Below are 18,785 nucleotides of genomic sequence, written 5' to 3' on the forward strand. Positions count from 1 at the left end.
GATGATGCACGCGCGATCGGGACAGCATCGCCGCGTCGATGACAGACCCGTGCTTGCCGGCTTAGGAACATCGACTCGCACGAACCGTTGACGGTCGATGCCGCAAGCGCAAATGCGAGACGCCAGAGTGACCAGCACCGATCTCACCAACCCGGTTTCGACGGCGCGGATCGCGATGCACCCGATCCATCCGATGCTGGTGCCATTCCCGATCGTGTGCTTCGTCGGCGCATTTCTCACCGATATCGCCTATTGGCGGACGGCCGAGATGATGTGGGCGGATTTCTCGGCCTGGCTGCTGTTCGCCGGCGTTTTGCTGGGCGTGCTTGCGGCGATCGCCGGCCTGATCGATTTCCTCGGCAGCCGCCGCATCCGCCGAATCGCGCCGGCCTGGTTTCACATGGCCGGCAATGTCGTGGTCATGCTGCTCGCGCTGTTCAATTGCTTCGTGCACAGCCGCGATGCCTGGACCTCGGTCGTGCCATTCGGGTTGCTGCTGTCGGCGCTGACCGTGCTGGTGATGCTGTTCACGGGCTGGATGGGCTGGGAGATGGTCTATCGCCACCGGGTCGGAGTTGCAGGGTGATGCCGGTCTTCAATAACCAGATCGTGCGACGGCGCCTGCGGCTTGCGGCCGGTCTGTCGGCTGCGCTGTGCCTCGCCGGATGCTACGAGGCCGCGCCGGATCCGAAGACCCAGATCGGCGCGAATCCCGATCTGCCGGCGCAGCAGCAATATCTGATGCCGCCGATGCATGTCGCTTCCGTGGTCGGATGGCAGCAGGGCGAGAAACCGGACGTTCCCAGCGGGCTCGAGATCACCGCGCTGGCCACCGGCTTGCAGCATCCGCGCTCGCTCTATGTGCTCCCCGATGGCGACGTCCTCGTCGTCGAATCCAAGGCGCCCGGCACCGAGCCGATCAAGCGGCCCAAGGACTTCATCATGAAATGGGTGGAGTCATGGGCGACCTCCGGCGGCGATACCGGCGAAAGCAACCGCATCACGCTGCTGCGCGGCGGCGGTGACGGCAAGCCTGCGACGCAGAGCGTGTTCCTCGATCATCTGACATCGCCATTCGGCGTGGCACTGGTCGGCGACGAGCTCTACGTCGCGAACACCGACGCCATCGTGCGCTATCCCTATCACACCGGCGATACCAGGATCACGGCGCCCGGCGAGACGCTGACGCCGCTGCCGGGCGGGCCGATCGATCATCACTGGACCAAGAGCCTGGTCGCGAGCCCCGACGGCAAGCTGCTCTATGTCGGCGTCGGCTCCAACAGCAACATCACCGAAAACGGCATCGAGGCGGAAAAGAACCGCGCCGCGATCTGGGAGGTCGAACGCGCCACCGGCCGCTGGCGGATCTTTGCCAGCGGACTGCGCAATCCGAACGGGCTGAGCTTCGAGCCGCAAAGTCACGCGCTGTGGACCGTCGTCAACGAGCGCGATGAGCTCGGCCCCAATCTGGTCCCGGATTACCTGACGTCGGTCAAGGATGGCGCCTTCTACGGCTGGCCCTACAGCTATTACGGCCAGCATGTCGATCCGCGGGTGCAGCCGCAGCGTCCCGATCTCGTGGCCAAGGCGATCGCGCCGGACTACGCGCTGAGCTCGCACGTCGCGCCGCTCGGACTTGCTTTCAACAATGGCGATGCACTGACCGCGGCCTATCGCGGCGGCGCCTTCATCGGCGAGCACGGCAGCTGGAACCGGCCGCAGCTCAACGGCTACAAGGTCGTGTACGTGCCGTTCGCCGACGGACATCCGAACGGTGTGGCGCAGGATGTCGTAACCGGCTTCCTGAGCAAGGACGAGAAATCGCGCGGCCGTCCGGTCGGCCTGGCGATCGACAAGTCGGGCAGCCTGCTGATCGCGGATGATGTCGGCAACACCGTCTGGCGCGTCACGAGCGCCAACCGGCAGCCGACGCAGGCCTCGAACGGGCACTGACGGAGGAGAGAGCTATGGGACTGGCGCAATATTCGGTGATCCCCGTTCAGGACGAATGGGGTGTGCTGCACGACGGCAATCTGAACGGCGGCTATGCCACCAAGGAGGCGGCGTTCGAATCCGCGGCCGCCGCGGCCTCGCTGGCGATCCGCGAGGGGCACGAGGTTCACGTCAGCGTGCCGGCGCGGGAGGAAGGCGAGGGCGCGCTGACCCGGCGCGCCAAATGAGAGGCCACCTAGCCAAAGTCGGGGCTTTGACATGAAAGCCAAGCTGGTCGCCCACAAAGCCGGTGAACGTATCCATGTCGTGGTTCTGAATTCAGGCGAGGAAGCGTTCGCAACCCTCGCCGATGTCGCGAGAAATCTGCACATCACGGCCGCGTCCCTGACCGCGATCGGCGCGTTCGCGCAGGCCACGGTCGGATGGTTCGACTTCGAGCGCAAGACCTACAGGAAGATCGAGGTCGCCGAGCAATGCGAGGTGCTGAGCGCGATCGGCGACATCGCGGTCGGCGATGATGGCAAGCCGGGCCTGCATGTGCACGTCGTGCTCGGGCTGGCCGACGGGACGACCCGCGGCGGCCATCTGCTCGCGGCGACGGTCCGGCCAACTCTCGAAGTCGTGATGACGGAGACGCCGGCGGTGTTGCGCCGGACCCGGCGGCCGGAGCTGGGGATTGCGCTGATAGACCTCGGAAAAGACAGCTAACCGAATTGGCAGGCGGCCAAAGCCGGCTCCGGCAATTTTTGTGGGAACCGGGAGGTTCCCAAGGCGTTGAGTGCGCTGCAGGCGTTTCGGGGCAGCGTCACCCGCAATGAACATCCTTGATCCCCAAGGCCCAATTGCTGCGGCGGAGCGAACGATCCTGGTGGATTCGGTCGCCATCATGCTTGCGATCGTGCTGCCCACGATCGCCGCCATCCTCGGTTTCGCTTGGTGGTACCGCAGCTCCAACTCACGGGCGCAGTACCTGCCGGACTGGGCCTATTCCGGCCGGCTCGAGCTGGTGGTCTGGGCGATCCCGGCGCTCACCATCATCCTGCTCGGCGGCGTCGCCTGGATCGGCGCGCATCAGCTCGATCCGGCGCGTCCGGTCGAGGGCACCGGGCAGCCGCTGCGGATCCAGGTCGTCTCGCTCGATTGGAAATGGCTGTTCATCTATCCCGATCAGCGGGTTGCCAGCCTGAACACGCTGACGGTGCCGGTCGGCGCTCCGCTGCAATTCGAGCTGACGTCGGCGAGCGTGATGAACGCCTTCTTCATCCCGCAGCTCGGCAGCATGATCTACACCATGAACGGCATGGTGACGCGGCTGCAGCTGCGCGCGGATGCCGAGGGCACCTATCAGGGACTGTCGTCGCATTTCAGCGGCGACGGCTTTCCCGGCATGATGTTCGACGTCAACGTCGTCTCCCAGCTCGCCTTCGCGGATTGGGCGAAGCAGGCGGCCGGCAGCAATCAGGTGCTGAACGCCGAGAGCTACGGCAAGCTGGCGCGCCAGTCGATCGGCGATCCGAAGTCCACCTATCGGCTGGACGATCCGCTGTTGTTCCAGGCGATCGCCACCCAGCACATCCCGGCCGCGCCCGGTCCATCGCTGGACCGGGAAGCCGAAGTCTCACCACGGAGCCACTGATGTTCGGCAAGCTGAGCTGGTCGGCGATCCCGTTCGACCAGCCGATCCCGTTGGCCACCGGCGCAGTGGTGCTGGTGGTGATCCTGGCCGTGCTGCTCTGGGTCGTCCTCGCCGGTCACCTGCCATATCTCTGGCGCGAATGGATCACCAGCGTCGACCACAAGCGGATCGGCGTGATGTACACCTTCCTCGCGATGGTGATGCTGCTGCGCGGCTTCGCCGACGCGCTGATGATGCGGGGGCAGCAGGCGCTGGCGCTGCATGCGCAGGGCTTTCTGCCGCCCGAGCATTACAACCAGATCTTCTCGGCGCACGGCACGATCATGATCTTCTTCGTCGCGATGCCGTTCGTGATCGGCCTGATGAACCTGGTCGTGCCGCTGCAACTCGGCGTCCGCGACGTCGCATTCCCGACGCTCAACTCGGTCGGCTTCTGGCTCACCGCGACCGGCGCGCTGCTGGTCAACGTCTCGCTCGTCGTCGGCGAGTTCGCGCGCACCGGATGGCTGCCTTATCCGCCGCTGTCGGAGCTGACCTATTCGCCGGGCGTCGGCGTCGACTACTATCTGTGGTCGCTGGAGATCTCCGGTGTCGGAACGCTGGTCGCCGGCATCAACCTGGTCACGACGGTGCTGAAGCTGCGCACCAGGGGCATGACCTATCTGCGCATGCCGATGTTCTGCTGGACCACGCTGGCCTCGAACCTGTTGATCGTTGCGGCATTCCCGATCCTGACCGCGACGCTCGCGATGCTGATCCTCGACCGCTATCTCGGCTTCCATTTCTTCACCAACGAGGCCGGCGGCAACGTCATGATGTTCATGAACCTGATCTGGGCCTGGGGCCATCCCGAGGTCTACATCCTGGTGCTGCCGGCGTTCGGCATCTTCTCCGAGGTGGTCTCCACCTTCTCCGGCAAGCCGCTGTTCGGCTACCGCTCGATGGTGCTCGCGACCATGGCGATCTGCGTGATCTCGTTCATGGTCTGGCTGCACCATTTCTTCACGATGGGCGCGGGCCCCAACGTCAACGCGATCTTCGGCATTGCCAGCATGATCATCGCGGTGCCCACGGGAGTGAAGATCTACAACTGGCTGTTCACGATGTATGGCGGGCGGGTCCGCTTCACGACGCCGATGCTGTGGTCGATCGGCTTCATGGTAACGTTCCTGATCGGCGGCTTGACCGGCGTGCTGGTGGCGGTGCCGCCGGCGGACTTCCTGCTGCACAACAGCCTGTTCCTGGTGGCGCACTTCCACAACGTCATCATCGGCGGCGTGCTGTTCGGCGCCTTCGCCGGCTACACCTACTGGTTTCCCAAGGCGTTCGGCTTCCGCCTGCATGAGGGGCTCGGCAAAGCCGCGTTCTGGTGCTGGCTGATCGGCTTCTATGTCGCCTTCATGCCGCTCTATGCCGTCGGCCTGCTCGGCATGACCCGCCGGATGCAGCATTACGACGTGCCGGAATGGCGGCCGTGGCTGCTGCTCGCCTCGCTCGGCGCGATCATCATCCTGGCCGGGATTGTCTGCCAGATCGCGCAGCTCGTGGTCAGCATCCGCGATCGCGCCGCGCTGCGCGATCGCACCGGCGATCCCTGGGACGGCCGCTCGCTGGAATGGGCCACCGCATCGCCGCCGCCGGTGTTCAACTTCGCGATCGAGCCTGACGTCAACGGGGAGGATGCCTATTGGGCGATGAAGCAGCGGGCGAGGCGTCAGGACGCCAATAACGAGAGTCCCGACTACCGGGATATCGAGATGCCGCGCAATTCGCCGACCGGCTTTATCTGCGCGTTCTTCGCAACCGTGATGGGGTTCGCGCTGATCTGGCACATCTGGTGGATGGTCGCGGCCGGCGCGGTCGGCGCCTTCGCGACGTTCGTCGCCTTTGCCTGGCGCGACCACGATGAATACGTCATTGCGGCCGACGATGTCGCGCGGATCGACCAGGCCAATCTCGCTGAGCGGCGCGCCATGATGAGTGGAGCAGCATGATGGCGACAGCTGCAATTGCACAGGCCGACCCGCATCGACTGCGCGGCCTCGACACTGCGGCCGAGCATGCCGGACCAGCGCCCAAGCGCATCGTCACCGCCTACGGCTTCTGGATCTTCCTGCTCAGCGACATCGTGATGTTCTCGTGCTTCTTCGCGGCCTATGCGGTTCTGTCGGGACAGACCGACGGTGGGCCGAAGGGGTCCGAGCTGTTCGATCTCCGCTCGGTCGCGGCCGAGACGGGCTGCCTGCTGCTGTCGAGCTTCACCTGCGGAATGGCCAGCATCGCGGCCGACGAGCGCGAGACGACGCTGTTCCAACTCGCCATGGCGCTGACTTGCGCGCTGGGACTGGCGTTCCTGTCACTCGAGTTTCGGGAATTCGCCAGCCTGGTCGCCCGCGGTGCCGGACCGTCGCGCAGCGCCTTCCTCTCGGCGTTCTTCACCCTCGTCGGATGCCACGGGTTGCATGTGTCGGCGGGCGTGCTCTGGCTGCTGACGATGATGGCGCAGGTCACGGCCAAGGGGTTTCGCGCCGACATCCGGCGCCGCATCGTGTGCTTTGCGCTGTTCTGGCACGCGCTCGACATCATCTGGGTGGCGGTGTTCTCGGTGGTCTATCTGCTCGGAGCCGGTCAATGAGCGATCAGTCCCTGGAATCCCATGCCACCGACGTGGCGCCCGGCGATGAAGGCGAGGGGCACGTTCGCACCCGGATCCTCGGCTACGTGGTCGGCCTTGGCCTTGCGATCCTGCTGACCATCACCTCGTTCTTCATCGCCGGCACCGACCTGGTCTGGCAGCCCAGCATTCCCGTCGCGATCATCGTGCTCGCGATCGCCCAGATGGGCGTGCACCTGGTGTTCTTCCTGCACATCACGACCGGACCTGATAACACCAACAACGTGTTGGCGCTGGCGTTCGGCGTCCTGATCGTGGTGCTGGTGATCGGCGGCTCGCTCTGGATCATGGCCAATCTGAACGCCAACATGATGCCGATGGATCAGATCATGCAGATGCAGCGGTAGGGTTGGGCAGGTTGCCGCGGCACCGGCCGCGATTTTCGCGCCCATGGCTCGCCATCAATGCTTGCCAAGCCCGGGATCAAGCAGGTAGAAGGTCGCACTCGCGCGGGCGCCGATTTGGCAGGCGAACCCGTTGCGCCGAGATATCAGGATATCCAGTTAAGCGATTGATATCCTGAGTGATTCTTGGGGAATGGTGTAACGGTAGCACAACAGACTCTGACTCTGTTTGTCTTGGTTCGAATCCAGGTTCCCCAGCCAGCCAGTTCAATATCCCGCTTGCCGCGCTCTTTCGCCTACGGCGGTCGTACGCGGTGGATGCGGCGCTGCGTGCTTTTCAGGCTCCCTGCTTATGAGTCCGTCTTGAAGTTGCCTAGCAGCAGCACGTCGCCGGGGGCGGCAATGTCCTGCATATCGATGTAGTTTTTCGTGGGAAACAACAGGTTTTTCAGCGCAAAGATCGAGATCGGCGCAAATCCCACGTTCAACTTCGCCTTGACCTGAGGCGGGAGCTGCTCGTTTACGTTTCGATTGAAGATGGCCTGGATGTTGTCGCAATTGCTCGGGCCGCCTCCGGACATATGCCCGCTGACCTCGACCGAGACATTCTTGACGTCGATGTGAATGTCCTGTTCGCGCCCGGACTTCGTAATGGTGAGCGGAACGATGCTGTCGATGTTGATGTTGTATTCGGTTGTGAAAGCCTTTTCTTGATATTGGATAATCTCGGTCCAGGTCGGATGAGGTTTGTATGTGCCGCCGGACGACAGGAAATCCTGTTTCGCTTGATGGAAAAACGTGAGCCGCATGCGGCCATCCTGGCCTGGAACGATGGTCATTCCGACAATGCTCCAATCGAGGTCGTAGATGAATGCGGCCGGACCTCCGGAAGGAGGGAGTCGGGGGATCGGGGGGACCTGGAGCGGCCAGTTATGGATGTTCAACCAAACCCAGTTTTCTCGTCTCATCTGACGGTTCAGTGGATAATTCTCATGCAACGGGTTGAGATCCAAACGACCGCGCACGGCGCCGGACGTGTACTTCCCGTACCATGAGTCTCTGACGTTCTCGGAGTTACCGCCCTTGGCGAAGCCTTCGATCCTCCACCCGGCCAGGTTCAGGCTGCTGGTGAGGACCGCGCCATAGAACAGACGGCTGCCGATCATCATCGAAGACTGATAGCCGTACGGCAGCGGTTCGTCGCAGTTGTTGAGATGTGCCCGGCCGGAGTCCAACGCAGGCCGGTTCGCCGTCGTGATGTAGAGCTGCAGGATGTTCACGTTCGCAGGCGTGGTCAGGGTTCTGAACAGGAATGCGTTCGGGCGCATCGCGTCGAGGGTGGAGATCTCAGACAGATCGAGCGTGTTGATGATGTAGGTCACCGGATTGCTGGTGAAATACAATTTGACCTGTTTGCTGAATTCCAGCTTCTGCTCGGGGCTCAGGTCGATCTGGGCGACATCGAAGCTGCCCTGGGAGAAGTCGAGCACGACGCTGAAGGTCTGGGCTCCCACCTTGTCCGGCTTGACGAGGCCCTCGATCTGGCCGATGGGGACGTACGCGGTGAAAGTGACGTTTTCGACCTGCGCGGGCGGATCGCATTGCGGTTCGCCGGTCTGGCCGATCACGACGCATTTCTGCACCGATCCGGAACTGATCAGCATCTCCAGCTTAACTTGCCTGTCGTTGTTCTGCAAAAACGAGATTTCTGGATAGCCGTAATTCAGGCGGAAGCGCACCAGCGAGTAAACGTTACCGGCGACATGACTGAAGGTGTCTACCTCGATTTTGCCGCCATAGGGATGTGCGCGTTTGTTCTCTTCATATTGAGCCGCCATGGTCGCATTGATCTGCTCCAGCGCCATGTTGTAGACGACGTCCCAGCCGTTCACGACCGAGCCCTGCGCGTACATTGCGCGGATCAATTCTTCCTTGGTAGGCACCGCCTGCGCTCTGAGCTGCAGCGTGTGAATGTCCTTGATGCGTGCCTTGAGCACGAAGCTCAGGGAGAGCCGGACGGTCGTGTCCTTGAACACCATGCCCTTGTTGGTCATGGTGTCCGGGATGCTGATCTGCCAGCTCGAAAACGGCGTTACCGGACTGACGCCTTCCGACCAGGAAAAACCGCGGTCCGTGAATTTCGGCGTGTTGTCGGGGAGCTGGTATTCGTAGGTCCGTTGCCGCTGCGGGGTCCGAAACGCCATCGGCTCCCGCGTCGTGTCGCGATCGAAATACGGGTCGCCGTCGAACGCGAGGTTGACCAGATAGTCGCCGCTGTCGGTGGAAACGATGCCGTCGACCTCGACCACGACCGCCAAGACCCGGGCGTGGACGTATTTCAAGAACTCCTGGTTGTCCAGGCGAATGGCGAAGGTGAACGTATTGCCGCGGATCAGCGAGTCGACTTCAACGCCGTCGATCGCGAACTCGATCGGCGTCGTCGTGGCCGGCTGGAGCCTCGCCAGCTCGGCCTTGGCGGTCACCGTCGCCGACTCCTGCCGAGCCACCGCCCCGCTGAAGGTCAGCAGGCTGAACGATCCAATCGCCGTCGCGGGCTGCAGGAACTCGTATTGCCGCGCCCGATCCTGCAACATGAAGGCGGTACTGAGCATCAGCAGCGCCTCGTTGCGCATGAAGGACAAGCTTCCGGTAAGCCCGATCAGGTCGATCTTGTCGCGATCGATCGGTTGGCCCTTGGGCGGATCAAGGTCTTTTTGCAGCGCCGCCAGGCGTTTCGCCTGGTCGCGATTCATGTCGCGTTGGCGCTGGTTGAAATAGATTTCACGCGATAATCTCTGGGTCTCGCCAAACGTGCTGAGCCAGGCCTTGCCGCGGCGCGACAGGATGGTGAATTCCTTGGAAAGCCGGGCCTTCGCCTCCTTGACGTCAGGCCCCAGAGCCAGCACCTCCTTCAGATTATCGTCCATCTCGTCCCAGGCCAGATCCCCGGGGAGCGCATCGTCGAGCTTGTCGAGCGCGTTCTGGGCGTCTTCCATGGATTGCTTGGTCTTGGTGGCTTCGTTGTACAGCTTGTTGGTCGCCGTCAGCACGTTCAGCATCTTCTGCACCCGCTGCCCGATCAGCCCGAGGGAAGCGACAGCGCCGATTGCATTCGCGGGCACCGCAAAGCTCAGCCCGAGTTGCAGCAGGCCGGCGGCTACCTCCAGCCCGAACCTGATCCACTCCAATTTCTGCCAGTTCTCGACCGCCTGCTTGTAATGCTCGACCGCGTCGGCCACATTCACACGCTGCTCATTGACGGCCTGTTCGAGCGCGTCGGCTTTCGCCTGCTGCAGCTCCTGCTCCTGCTTCTGCCGTCCGATGATTTCATCGTAGAACTCGGCCATCTGCAGCTGCCGAGCCGCGCTGCTTTCAATGATGCCGACGAGCAGCTCTCCTGATTCGACGATGGCCTGGTTCAGATCCTTGTGCACATTGATGATCAGCTCCTGCTGTTTGCGGTAATCGATTTGCCGCCGAAACTCGAGAATGTCGGCGTCGATTGCGGCGATAAACGCGAGCAGCTTTTCAGCTTCCTTTTCGTAGTCGCGAAAAGGCAGAATCGGCACGAAACTTCCGGCGTTCGGATCGTCAACGAGCTTGGCAAGGTCCAGACAGCGGATTCGCTGATCCAGCAACGCGCCGCCCGCTTCCGTCGCGGTGGCCTCGGGAATGACGTCTTTCGTCATCCAACCCAGAAATTCATGGATGAGGACCTGGAGGCCGCTGGCATCGTTGACCCGGCGGTCGCTGGCGACCGCCTGCGCGAAAGTGAACGCGAACTCGAAAGCGGGACTGAGCCTCGGCAGCAGATCCGCCGGCGGCGGGGCAAACAGATCGAGGTCGACGCGGACGTCGTAACGGTCATGCGGCCCGTCGGTCAGCACGTAGCGGAACCCGTCGACCAGCGTGTGTCGGCCGTCGTCGGAATCGTTGACGATCAGCAGCGCACCCAGACATTCGCGACAGCGCAGCACGTATTTCTGAAAGGCCGCGCCGATCAACTGCAGCCGCTTGGGCCTGCCGTCCCGAGAGCGGAAGTCGAGGATCTGCGAAACCAACACGACGTCGATGCCCGGCAACTCCGCCTTGCCCGCGCCGGCATGCGACAGCACGTTGGTGAAAAAGGTCACATCCTTGACCCCGTCTCCCGCGATCATCGGAATCTCGGAAAGGTCGATCCGCTTCTTGTACGTGTTGATGTGAGGGGTGGCGATGGTCGAAACGAATCCAATCGAGTCCTCGGGCAGCAGCGTCTCGAAGTCGCGACCGTCTTCGCTGACGAAGTTCGGCTGGATGCCATCCATGTACTTTTGGTACAGAGCAGCCTTCAAGACGCGTCGCCAGCGGCGGCGGCGTTCGAACTCGGCGCACAGATCGAGCGAGTGCAATTCAAATGCGTAGGGAGCGTTCTCGCGAAAATGTTCGTCGAGATCGCTGAACGTGATCTCGGCGCCCGACTGAAACGGCGCGAAGATGCTGGTCTGCCTGGCCCAAACCTTGTCGAGCCATTTCCCTTCCGTGATGCTGGCTTCGACCTTCTTGTCGCCGCTCGCGACCAGCAATTTGCCGTATCCGGCGACGTAACCGAAATGCCCGCGACTGACGTCGGTGGTGAACTGGGCGAAGGCTTCAGCACCAGGTCCCGAGAGCACGTTGCCGGGGATGGCATATGCCGTCTTGATCTTGGCGAAGCGGTCCCTCGGATGCGCGAACATCTGGAAGATGCGATCACCGACGTGCACGCGCGAAAGGAAGTGCGTGCCCCAGTCGCGGAAAGACTCGAGATACGCGTTCGCGTTGATCTCGCCGAACGAAGGCTCGTCCAGTCCGTCTCCAGTTGTCTTACCGTGCCGCAGGCGGATGAGGGCCTTGCGGAAATCTTCCGTGACGCCGGCACCCGGGTCGGGATTCAACGGGTTGGGATTTACGTAGATGCCATCCTTGAACAGGTAGTGACTTGCCTCGCCGCTTTTTCGTTCGAGGACGACCAGCGAGAAGCCGAAGTCCGGATTGGATAGGTCGACGCCCAGCGATTCGGAGAGCTTCTTGATCGCCGCCGCGCTGTCTTTATCGCGGATCAGCAACGGGCCGGGTGGAATGTCAGGGGACGCGGGATCGTCCGCGCACTTGCCGACCCGATAAGGGAATAGTTCGCTGAGCAGACTGTCGGCGTCGTCGTGGAGGCTGATGCGCGGGAAGGCCCATGGCGTCTCGCTCAACTCGACGCTGACCTTTTCGATCTTCAGCGGCAGCCTTTTGGCGTCGAACAGCGGAATCGAAGCCGGGTCGGACGGATTCCAGTCTGGTCTGAACCCGCTCAACAGGTTCGTCGCTCTTCCAAGGTTGACGTCATACGTAGCCATAACCGCTTCCCCCCGTCCGGCTGCGCCAACTCCGCCAGCGAATGCGATCTTGTGAATCCAGGACACACGCCGGCAACGGCCGGTATACACGCTATGATTGCATATCGATCCGATCTGCGCCAGTCATTCGCGCCAGGCGGGTGCTTTGCAGGCGGGCGTTTTCTCGAAATCCCTCGCGCATGCGTCCAGGGCATCGCGGTAGCGCTTGTCGGCGTAGTGCGCGCGTGCGGCCATCGGCGTCTGACGCGATGGGGTTTCTACGAGGCGATCGGCGTGCCGCAGCCGGACAACGTGTTCCTCTGCGAGCGCGAGCAGGCGATTGGTTGGCTCCGAGTGAAGGCGTGGGCGATAGCGGTGGCTATCGAGGGGCATTCGCACTAATTCGGAATAATGGAATATTATCCCTGAGTTGCCCGACGTGTCAAGTGGCCGTGTCGAACGTCGGCAGCCCGCCGGCTCCTTTGCATGGGGTTGTTTTTCGATATTTTGGCGGAGCGCCCTGTGACAGCCTGAGTGAGGGGAAAGCCGCTTTCGCAGCAGCGATGATCCCATAGGGACGGAATATCCGTCATCCGGCGGCGCTAACATGCCGCATGGGGTTTATTCATTGCATTGATCTCGGCGACATTGCCCGTCGCTTCCGCGCGGTGCGGGCGGGGCTTTGCTCGCTCATTGTTGTCATCCTCGCCGGCACCGCGATGGCGGCAGAGCCGGTGCCGACGGCGCCGCTGCGCGTCGCGGTCTATGACATCGAGCCTTATGGCGGGCAGGGGCATGACGGATTGTTCAACGGCGCCAGCGTCGACCTCTGGCGCCGCGTCGCGGAGGATCGTCACTGGCAGTACCAGCTGATCCTGGTCGCGCATCTGGACGACGTGCTGTCCGGGCTCGAGGGGCACAGCTACGACGTCGGGATCGGCGCCATCACGATCACGCCGGAGCGACTGGCGCGGGTGGATTTTTCCTATCCGACCCATCGCTCCGGCGTCGCCGCCGTATTTGCGAAGAAGACCGGCGCGGCTTCGGCGTTCTACGACTACATCGCGGCGGTCGGCGATCTCGGTCTTTGGGTTGTCGGGATCTTCGCGCTGCTCACCGTGATCGGCGTCCTGATGTGGTGGTTCGAACGCCCCAACGAGAAAAGGGATGGCCCGGCGGGGACCGAGTCGGCCGTGCTCTCGTGGCATGAGGGCGTGTACTGGGCCGTGGTGACGATGACCACGGTCGGCTACGGCGACAAGACGCCGAAGACCCATCTTGGCCGCGGGCTTGCCGTGATCTGGATGGTCGGAAGCCTGGTGCTGGTCTCGCTGCTCACCACCAATCTGATCGCGCGCATGACCGTCAGCCGGGTCGAGGGCATCGTCGCCAACCGCACCAGCGATCTCGCCGGCAAGCGGCTCGGCGCCGTGACCGGTTCGTCGGGCGCCGAATTTCTCGACAGCCAGCAGCTCGCCTATCGGAGGTACGAGGATCTTGCCGGCGCGCTCGATGCCGTTGCATCCGGAAAGATCGATGCCGCCGTCAACAGCATCGGCGCCCTGCAATATCTCGTGAGCACGCGCTTCACCGACAGGATCGACCCGCCGCACGGGGTGCTGGCACCGGCCTATATGGCGTTTGCGCTGCCGATGAACTCGGCGCTGAAGCGGCCGCTCGACCGTGCGTTGACGATCGTCTCGGCGAGCCCGGAATGGCGCTCGGTCGAGGACACCTATTTCGGCCGGTGATGTCGAGCTACTTGATCTTCTCGTAGACCGCCGCGAAGTCGGCGAGCGGCATCGGGATCGTGATGGTTTCCTTGGCGAGGTTCAGGAACGATACTTTCAGCTGCTTGCCGGATTTGAGCTGCGCCAGCACGTCGGCGCCGACGGGGGCGTTGATGTAGCAGCCGCGCGCCTCGCAGGTCTGGATCGGCACGTCGACCGTCTTGCCGTCGTCGACCTGCAGCTTGGCGCCGCTGGGCAGGTTCAGCCCGAGCGGCAGCTGGATCAGCGCGACCGGCGTGCGGGTGTCGCCGGGGACGCGGATGTTCACCAGCACGACGAGCTGGCCGGTCTTGCTGAGCACGGCGGTCTGCTCCATCGCGCATTCGAGCGGCGCGTCGCGGCTCGCCGAGGTGCAGCGCGCGACCCAGCCGGCGTTGTTGCCGGCGGGCGCCGCTGCATCGGCATGGGGCGCGGGAGGAGAGGACGCCGGCGGCGGCGCGGTCTTGCCCTTGGGCGCCTGGGAATGGCCAACGCCTGGGGTCGCGAGCGCGGCGAGCAGAACGACGAGCGACCTTGCGGCAATCTTCACGGCATCGGCTCCGACATGAACGTCCTTCGGATGTGCCGCGAGGCCGGCAAAGTCAAGTCACTCGGCGGCCTGCTTGACCGACCCGTCCTCGCCGTGACCGGCGTCGTCGTCCGCGCGCGGCGAGCGGCCCCAGTTCGCAAAGGCGTTGGAGAGCCGGTCGAGATAGAGATAGACGACGGGCGTCGTGAACAGCGTCAGCGCCTGGCTGACGATCAGGCCGCCGACCATGGCGTAGCCGAGCGGCTGGCGGATTTCGGAGCCGGTGCCGGTGCCGAGCATCAGCGGCACGCCGCCCAGCATCGCGGCCATCGTCGTCATCATGATCGGGCGGAAGCGCAGCAGCGCGGCCTGCCGGATCGCCGCCACCGGCTCCATGTGCTGGTCGCGTTCGGCCGCGATCGCGAAGTCGACCATCATGATGCCGTTCTTCTTCACGATGCCGATCAGGAGGATGATGCCGATCAGCGCGATCAGCGAGAAGTCGAAGCCGGCCGCCATCAGGATCGCCAGCGCGCCGACGCCGGCCGATGGCAATGTCGACAGAATCGTGATCGGGTGGATGTAGCTCTCGTAGAGAATACCGAGGATCAGATAGACCACCACGAGCGCGGCCAGGATCAGCAGCGGCACCGTCGAGAGCGACTGCTGGAACGCCTGCGCGGTGCCCTGGAAGCTCGAGCTCAGGGTCGGCGGCGCGCCGAGCTCGACCATCGACTTCTGCACCGCATCCGTCGCCTGTCCGAGCGCCACGCCCTGCGCCAGGTTGAACGAGATGGTGATCGCCGGGAACTGGCCCTGGTGGCTGATCGAGAGCGGACGCACCGGTACGGTGGTCCATTTCGCGAACGTCGAGATCGGCACCTGTTCGCCGGTCAGCGGCGACTTGATGTAGATATTGTTCAGCGTGTCGACCGAGCCTTGCAGCTCCGGCAGCACCTCGAGGATGACGTGGTAGCTGTTGAGCTGGGTGAAGTACTGCGTCACCTGGCGCTGGCCGAACGCGTCATAGAGCGTGTCGTCGATCAGCTGCGGCTGGATGCCGTAGCGCGAGGCGGTGTCGCGGTTGATCTTCAGTTCCAGCGTGGTGCCGTTGGTCTGCTGGTCGGTCGCGACGTCGCGCAGCTGCGGCAGCGTCTGCATCTTGTTGAGGATCTTGGGCGCCCACTCGTTCAGCTCGGTGAGGTTGGCGTCCTGCAACGTGAATTCGAACTGGGTGCGGGTGGGGCGGCCGCCGAGGCGAACGTCCTGCGCGGCCTGCATATAGAGCCGTGCACCCAGCACCTTCTCCAGCTTCGGCCGCAGCCGGGCAATGATCTGCTGGGCGTTGGCGTCGCGCTCGCTCAGCGGCTTCAGCGTGATGAACATGTTGCCGTTGTTGCCGGCACGGCCGCTGCCGCCGATCGCCATCGCGACCGTCGCCACGGCCGGATCGGCCATCACGATCTTGCTGAGCTCCTCCTGCTTGCCCTTCATGTCGGCGAAGGAGATGTCCTGGTTGGCTTCCGAGGTCGCCGAGATCAGGCCGACGTCCTGCTGCGGGAAGAAGCCCTTCGGGATAATGACGAACATGTAGACCGACAACGCCAGCGTGGCGAAGAACACCATCAGCGTCGTGAACTTCCAGCGCAGCGCGAGGTCGAGGCCGCTCTGATAGCCGCGCAGCATCGCATCGAAGCCGCGCTCGCTGAGCTTGTACAGCCGGCCGTGCCGCTCCTCGTTGTGGGCGCGCAGGAAGCGCGAGGCCATCATCGGGGTCAACGTCAGTGACACGAACATCGAGACGAAGATCGTCATCGCCAGCACCACCGCGAATTCGCGGAACAGGCGGCCGATGATGCCGCCCATCAAGAGCAGCGGGATCAACACGGCGACCAGCGAAATACTGATCGAGACGATGGTGAAGCCGATCTCGCTGGAACCCTTGAAGGCCGCGGCGAGCGGCTTCTCGCCCTCCTCGATGTAGCGGCTGATGTTCTCCAGCATCACGATGGCATCGTCGACCACGAAGCCGACTGCAATGGTCAGCGCCATCAGCGACAGATTGTCGAGGGTGTAGCCGAAGATCCACATCAGCGCGCAAGCGCCGAGCAACGCCAGCGGCACCGTCACGGCGGGGATGACGGTGGCCCAGAAGCTGCGCAGGAAGGCAAAGATCACCATCACGACCAGGAAGATGGTCAACAGCAGGGTGAACTGGACGTCCTCCACCGCGGCGCGGATCGTGGTGGTGCGGTCGGAGATGACCTCGATCTTGACCGCCGGCGGGATGGCGGCGACCAGCCGCGGCAGCGTCGCCTTGATCTTGTCGACGGTGTCGATGACGTTGGCGCCGGGCTGCTTGTAGACGACGAGGAACACGCCGCGTTTGCCGTTGGCCCAGGCGGCCTGCTTGGCATCTTCCGGCCCGGTGACGGCCTTGCCGATATCGCGGATCCGTAACGGACCGCCGTTGCGGTAGGCGATAATGACGTCGTTCCAGGGATCCGCCGTGAGCAACTGGTCGTTGGCATAGATGGTGTAGGCGCGGGTGGCGCCGTCGATATTGCCCTTGGGGCTGTCGACGGTCGCGATATTGATCGCGGCGCGAACGTCCTCCAGCGACAGGCCCTTGGCGACGAGCTTGGCCGGGTCGATCTGGACGCGGACCGACGGCTTCTGCTGGCCGCCGATGATGACCTGCGCGACGCCGGAGATCTGGCTGATCTGCTGGGCGAGCTGGGCGTCGACGGAGTCACTGACCGTGGTCAGCGGCAGCGTGTCGGAAGTGGCCGACAGCAGCATGATCGGCGCGTCCGCCGGGTTGACCTTGCGATAGGTCGGCGGCGAGGGCAGGCTCTTCGGCAACTGGCCGCTGGCGGCGTTGATGGCGGCCTGCACGTCGTTGGCGGCGCCGTCGATGGAGCGGTTGAGGTCAAACTGGATCGTGACCGAGGCGGTGCCGAGATAGCTCGTCGAGGTCATCTGGGCGATGCCGGGGATCTGCGCGAACTGGCGCTCCAGCGGCTGGGCGACCGAGGTTGCCATGGTCTCCGGGCTGCCGCCCGGCAGCGTCGCGGTGATCTGGATGGTCGGGAAGTCGACCTGCGGCAGCGGCGCCACCGGCAGCAGCGGATAGGCGACGAGACCGACAAACAGAATGCCGGCCATCAGCAGCGAGGTGCCGATGGGAAACCGAATGAATGGTGCGGAAATTCCGTCGCTCATTCCTGCTTGACCTTCGACTGTGCCTGGTCCGAGCTCGCCACCGCCGTCGTCACCAGGGTTCCCGGCGAGACCTTGTACTGTCCCGCGGTGATCACCTGCTGTCCCGGCGACAGGCCCTCGTCGATCACCGACTTGCCGTCGATCGACGAACTGACCTTGATCTTGCGCAGCTCGGCCTTGTTCTCCTGGTTGACCGAATAGGCATAGAGGCCGTCAACGCCATGCTGGACCGCATCATCGGGGACGACGGTGGCGTCCTTCAGGGTTCGGACCAGGAGCCGGGTCGAGACCGACTGGCCCGGCCACAGCGCATGGTCCTTGTTATCAAACACCGCCTTGAGCCGAACAGTCCCGCTGGTGGTGTCGACCTGGTTGTTGATCAGCGCCAGCGTGCCGGTGGACAGCACCTTCTTGCCGTCGGTGGTCAGCGCGATGGTCTTCGGCGGCGCTACCGCAAGCGCGGCCTTGATATCGGGCAACTGTTCTTCCGGCGCGGTGAAGATCACCGTGATCGGTTCGATCTGGGTGATCGTCACCATGCCGGTCGCGGCCGAGGCGTTGACGATGTTGCCGACATCGACCAGGCGCAGCCCGACGATGCCGTCGATCGGAGATTTGACGGTGGCGTAGTCGAACTGGGTCTGCGCGTTGGAGATGGCGGCCTCGTCAGCGGCGATCTGGGCGGTCAGCTGGGCCACGGTGGAGCGCTGGGTGTCGAGCTGCTGGCGCGTGGCGAACTCGCCGAGCTTGGTGTAGCGCTGCAAATCGAGATTGGCGTTGGCGAGATTGGCCTCGTCCTGGGCCTTCTTGGCCGTAGCCTGATCCAGCGCGGCCTTGTAGGGGCGAGGATCGATCTCGACCAGGGTATCGCCGGCCTTGACGAACTGGCCTTCCTTGAAGGCGATCCTGGTGATCTGGCCGTCAACCCGGGTGCGGACCTGGACAGTGTTGAACGCCTGCACGGTGCCGAGGCCGGTCAGGAAAACCGGGAAGTCGGCCTTTTCGACCGGCGCGATCTTGACGGGAACGGCGGGACGCTGGGCGGCGCGCTTCTGCGCGGTGATCTCCGCCTGCTTGTTCGCCTGATATTTCCCCCAGCCATAATAGCCCCCCGCGCCGATCGCCGCGATCAGCAGGACCCAACCGATGGTACGTGACTTCGACATGCGGGCTCTTGGGTTGGACGAAACAATAAAGGGTGATGGAAACAGTTCCCGGAGCTTGCGGATATAATATGCGTGCACTTAATGTGTAAACACACTACGACTTGAGAATCCTAAACATTTGGAAAGATTTAGGTCAGAAACGCA

At 63.4% G+C, this 18,785-nt stretch carries 13 protein-coding genes and 1 tRNA gene; 10 read left to right on the plus strand and 4 right to left on the minus strand.

Going from position 1 to position 18,785, the window contains the following annotated elements; translation table 11 throughout:
* Positions 1-193: 193 nt before the first annotated feature.
* The 9 genes from IC762_RS14940 to IC762_RS14980 all read left to right on the plus strand — a co-directional run bounded on the left by IC762_RS14940 (position 194) and on the right by IC762_RS14980 (position 6,868).
* The gene (locus IC762_RS14940; RefSeq protein WP_195790141.1) at positions 194-586 is read left to right on the plus strand and encodes a DUF2231 domain-containing protein; all 393 of its coding nucleotides are present in this window, start codon (positions 194-196) and stop codon (positions 584-586) included.
* Entirely contained in the window at positions 586-1,953 is a 1,368-nt protein-coding gene (locus IC762_RS14945; RefSeq protein ID WP_195789529.1) for a PQQ-dependent sugar dehydrogenase, read from the plus strand. Before IC762_RS14940 ends, IC762_RS14945 begins: the two co-directional genes overlap by 1 nt.
* A gap of 14 nt (positions 1,954-1,967) precedes the next feature.
* A complete protein-coding gene (locus IC762_RS14950) occupies positions 1,968-2,180 on the plus strand; it encodes a hypothetical protein (RefSeq protein WP_195789530.1) in 213 nt (70 codons plus the stop codon).
* A 31-nt stretch (positions 2,181-2,211) separates the two neighbouring features.
* The gene (locus IC762_RS14955; protein WP_195789531.1) at positions 2,212-2,661 is read left to right on the plus strand and encodes a PPC domain-containing DNA-binding protein; all 450 of its coding nucleotides are present in this window, start codon (positions 2,212-2,214) and stop codon (positions 2,659-2,661) included.
* A 160-nt stretch (positions 2,662-2,821) separates the two neighbouring features.
* Entirely contained in the window at positions 2,822-3,589 is a 768-nt protein-coding gene (locus tag IC762_RS14960; protein ID WP_246801572.1) for a cytochrome ubiquinol oxidase subunit II, read from the plus strand.
* On the plus strand, positions 3,589-5,583 hold the full coding sequence (gene cyoB, locus IC762_RS14965; RefSeq protein WP_195789533.1) for a cytochrome o ubiquinol oxidase subunit I: 1,995 nt from the start codon (positions 3,589-3,591) through the stop codon (positions 5,581-5,583). Before IC762_RS14960 ends, cyoB begins: the two co-directional genes overlap by 1 nt.
* Entirely contained in the window at positions 5,580-6,224 is a 645-nt protein-coding gene (gene cyoC / locus IC762_RS14970; protein WP_433995892.1) for a cytochrome o ubiquinol oxidase subunit III, read from the plus strand. The genes cyoB and cyoC overlap by 4 nt, the downstream gene beginning before the upstream one ends.
* Positions 6,221-6,610 (plus strand): cytochrome o ubiquinol oxidase subunit IV, encoded by a 390-nt coding sequence (cyoD, locus tag IC762_RS14975; RefSeq protein ID WP_195789535.1) that lies wholly within the window; start codon positions 6,221-6,223, stop codon positions 6,608-6,610. Before cyoC ends, cyoD begins: the two co-directional genes overlap by 4 nt.
* A gap of 184 nt (positions 6,611-6,794) precedes the next feature.
* A tRNA-Gln gene (locus IC762_RS14980) sits at positions 6,795-6,868 on the plus strand.
* 89 nt (positions 6,869-6,957) lie between these two features.
* Here IC762_RS14980 and IC762_RS14985 read toward each other — a convergent pair.
* Entirely contained in the window at positions 6,958-11,973 is a 5,016-nt protein-coding gene (locus tag IC762_RS14985; protein WP_195789536.1) for a hypothetical protein, read from the minus strand.
* Between the two features lie 593 nt (positions 11,974-12,566).
* Here IC762_RS14985 and IC762_RS14990 point away from each other — a divergent pair.
* On the plus strand, positions 12,567-13,703 hold the full coding sequence (locus IC762_RS14990; protein WP_283816359.1) for a transporter substrate-binding domain-containing protein: 1,137 nt from the start codon (positions 12,567-12,569) through the stop codon (positions 13,701-13,703).
* 7 nt (positions 13,704-13,710) lie between these two features.
* On the opposite strand, the gene IC762_RS14995 is transcribed toward IC762_RS14990, so the two are convergent.
* From IC762_RS14995 to IC762_RS15005, 3 genes are read right to left on the minus strand one after another with little or no spacing between them, the layout of a single operon-like run.
* Entirely contained in the window at positions 13,711-14,271 is a 561-nt protein-coding gene (locus tag IC762_RS14995; RefSeq protein WP_195789537.1) for an invasion associated locus B family protein, read from the minus strand.
* 57 nt (positions 14,272-14,328) lie between these two features.
* Complete coding sequence (locus IC762_RS15000) at positions 14,329-17,475, minus strand: efflux RND transporter permease subunit (RefSeq protein WP_195789538.1); 3,147 nt, start codon at positions 17,473-17,475, stop codon at positions 14,329-14,331.
* A complete protein-coding gene (locus IC762_RS15005) occupies positions 17,472-18,641 on the minus strand; it encodes an efflux RND transporter periplasmic adaptor subunit (protein ID WP_195789539.1) in 1,170 nt (389 codons plus the stop codon). Before IC762_RS15005 ends, IC762_RS15000 begins: the two co-directional genes overlap by 4 nt.
* Positions 18,642-18,785: the final 144 nt, after the last annotated feature.

The sequence above is a fragment of the Bradyrhizobium genosp. L genome (assembly GCF_015624485.1).
GTDB lineage: Bacteria > Pseudomonadota > Alphaproteobacteria > Rhizobiales > Xanthobacteraceae > Bradyrhizobium.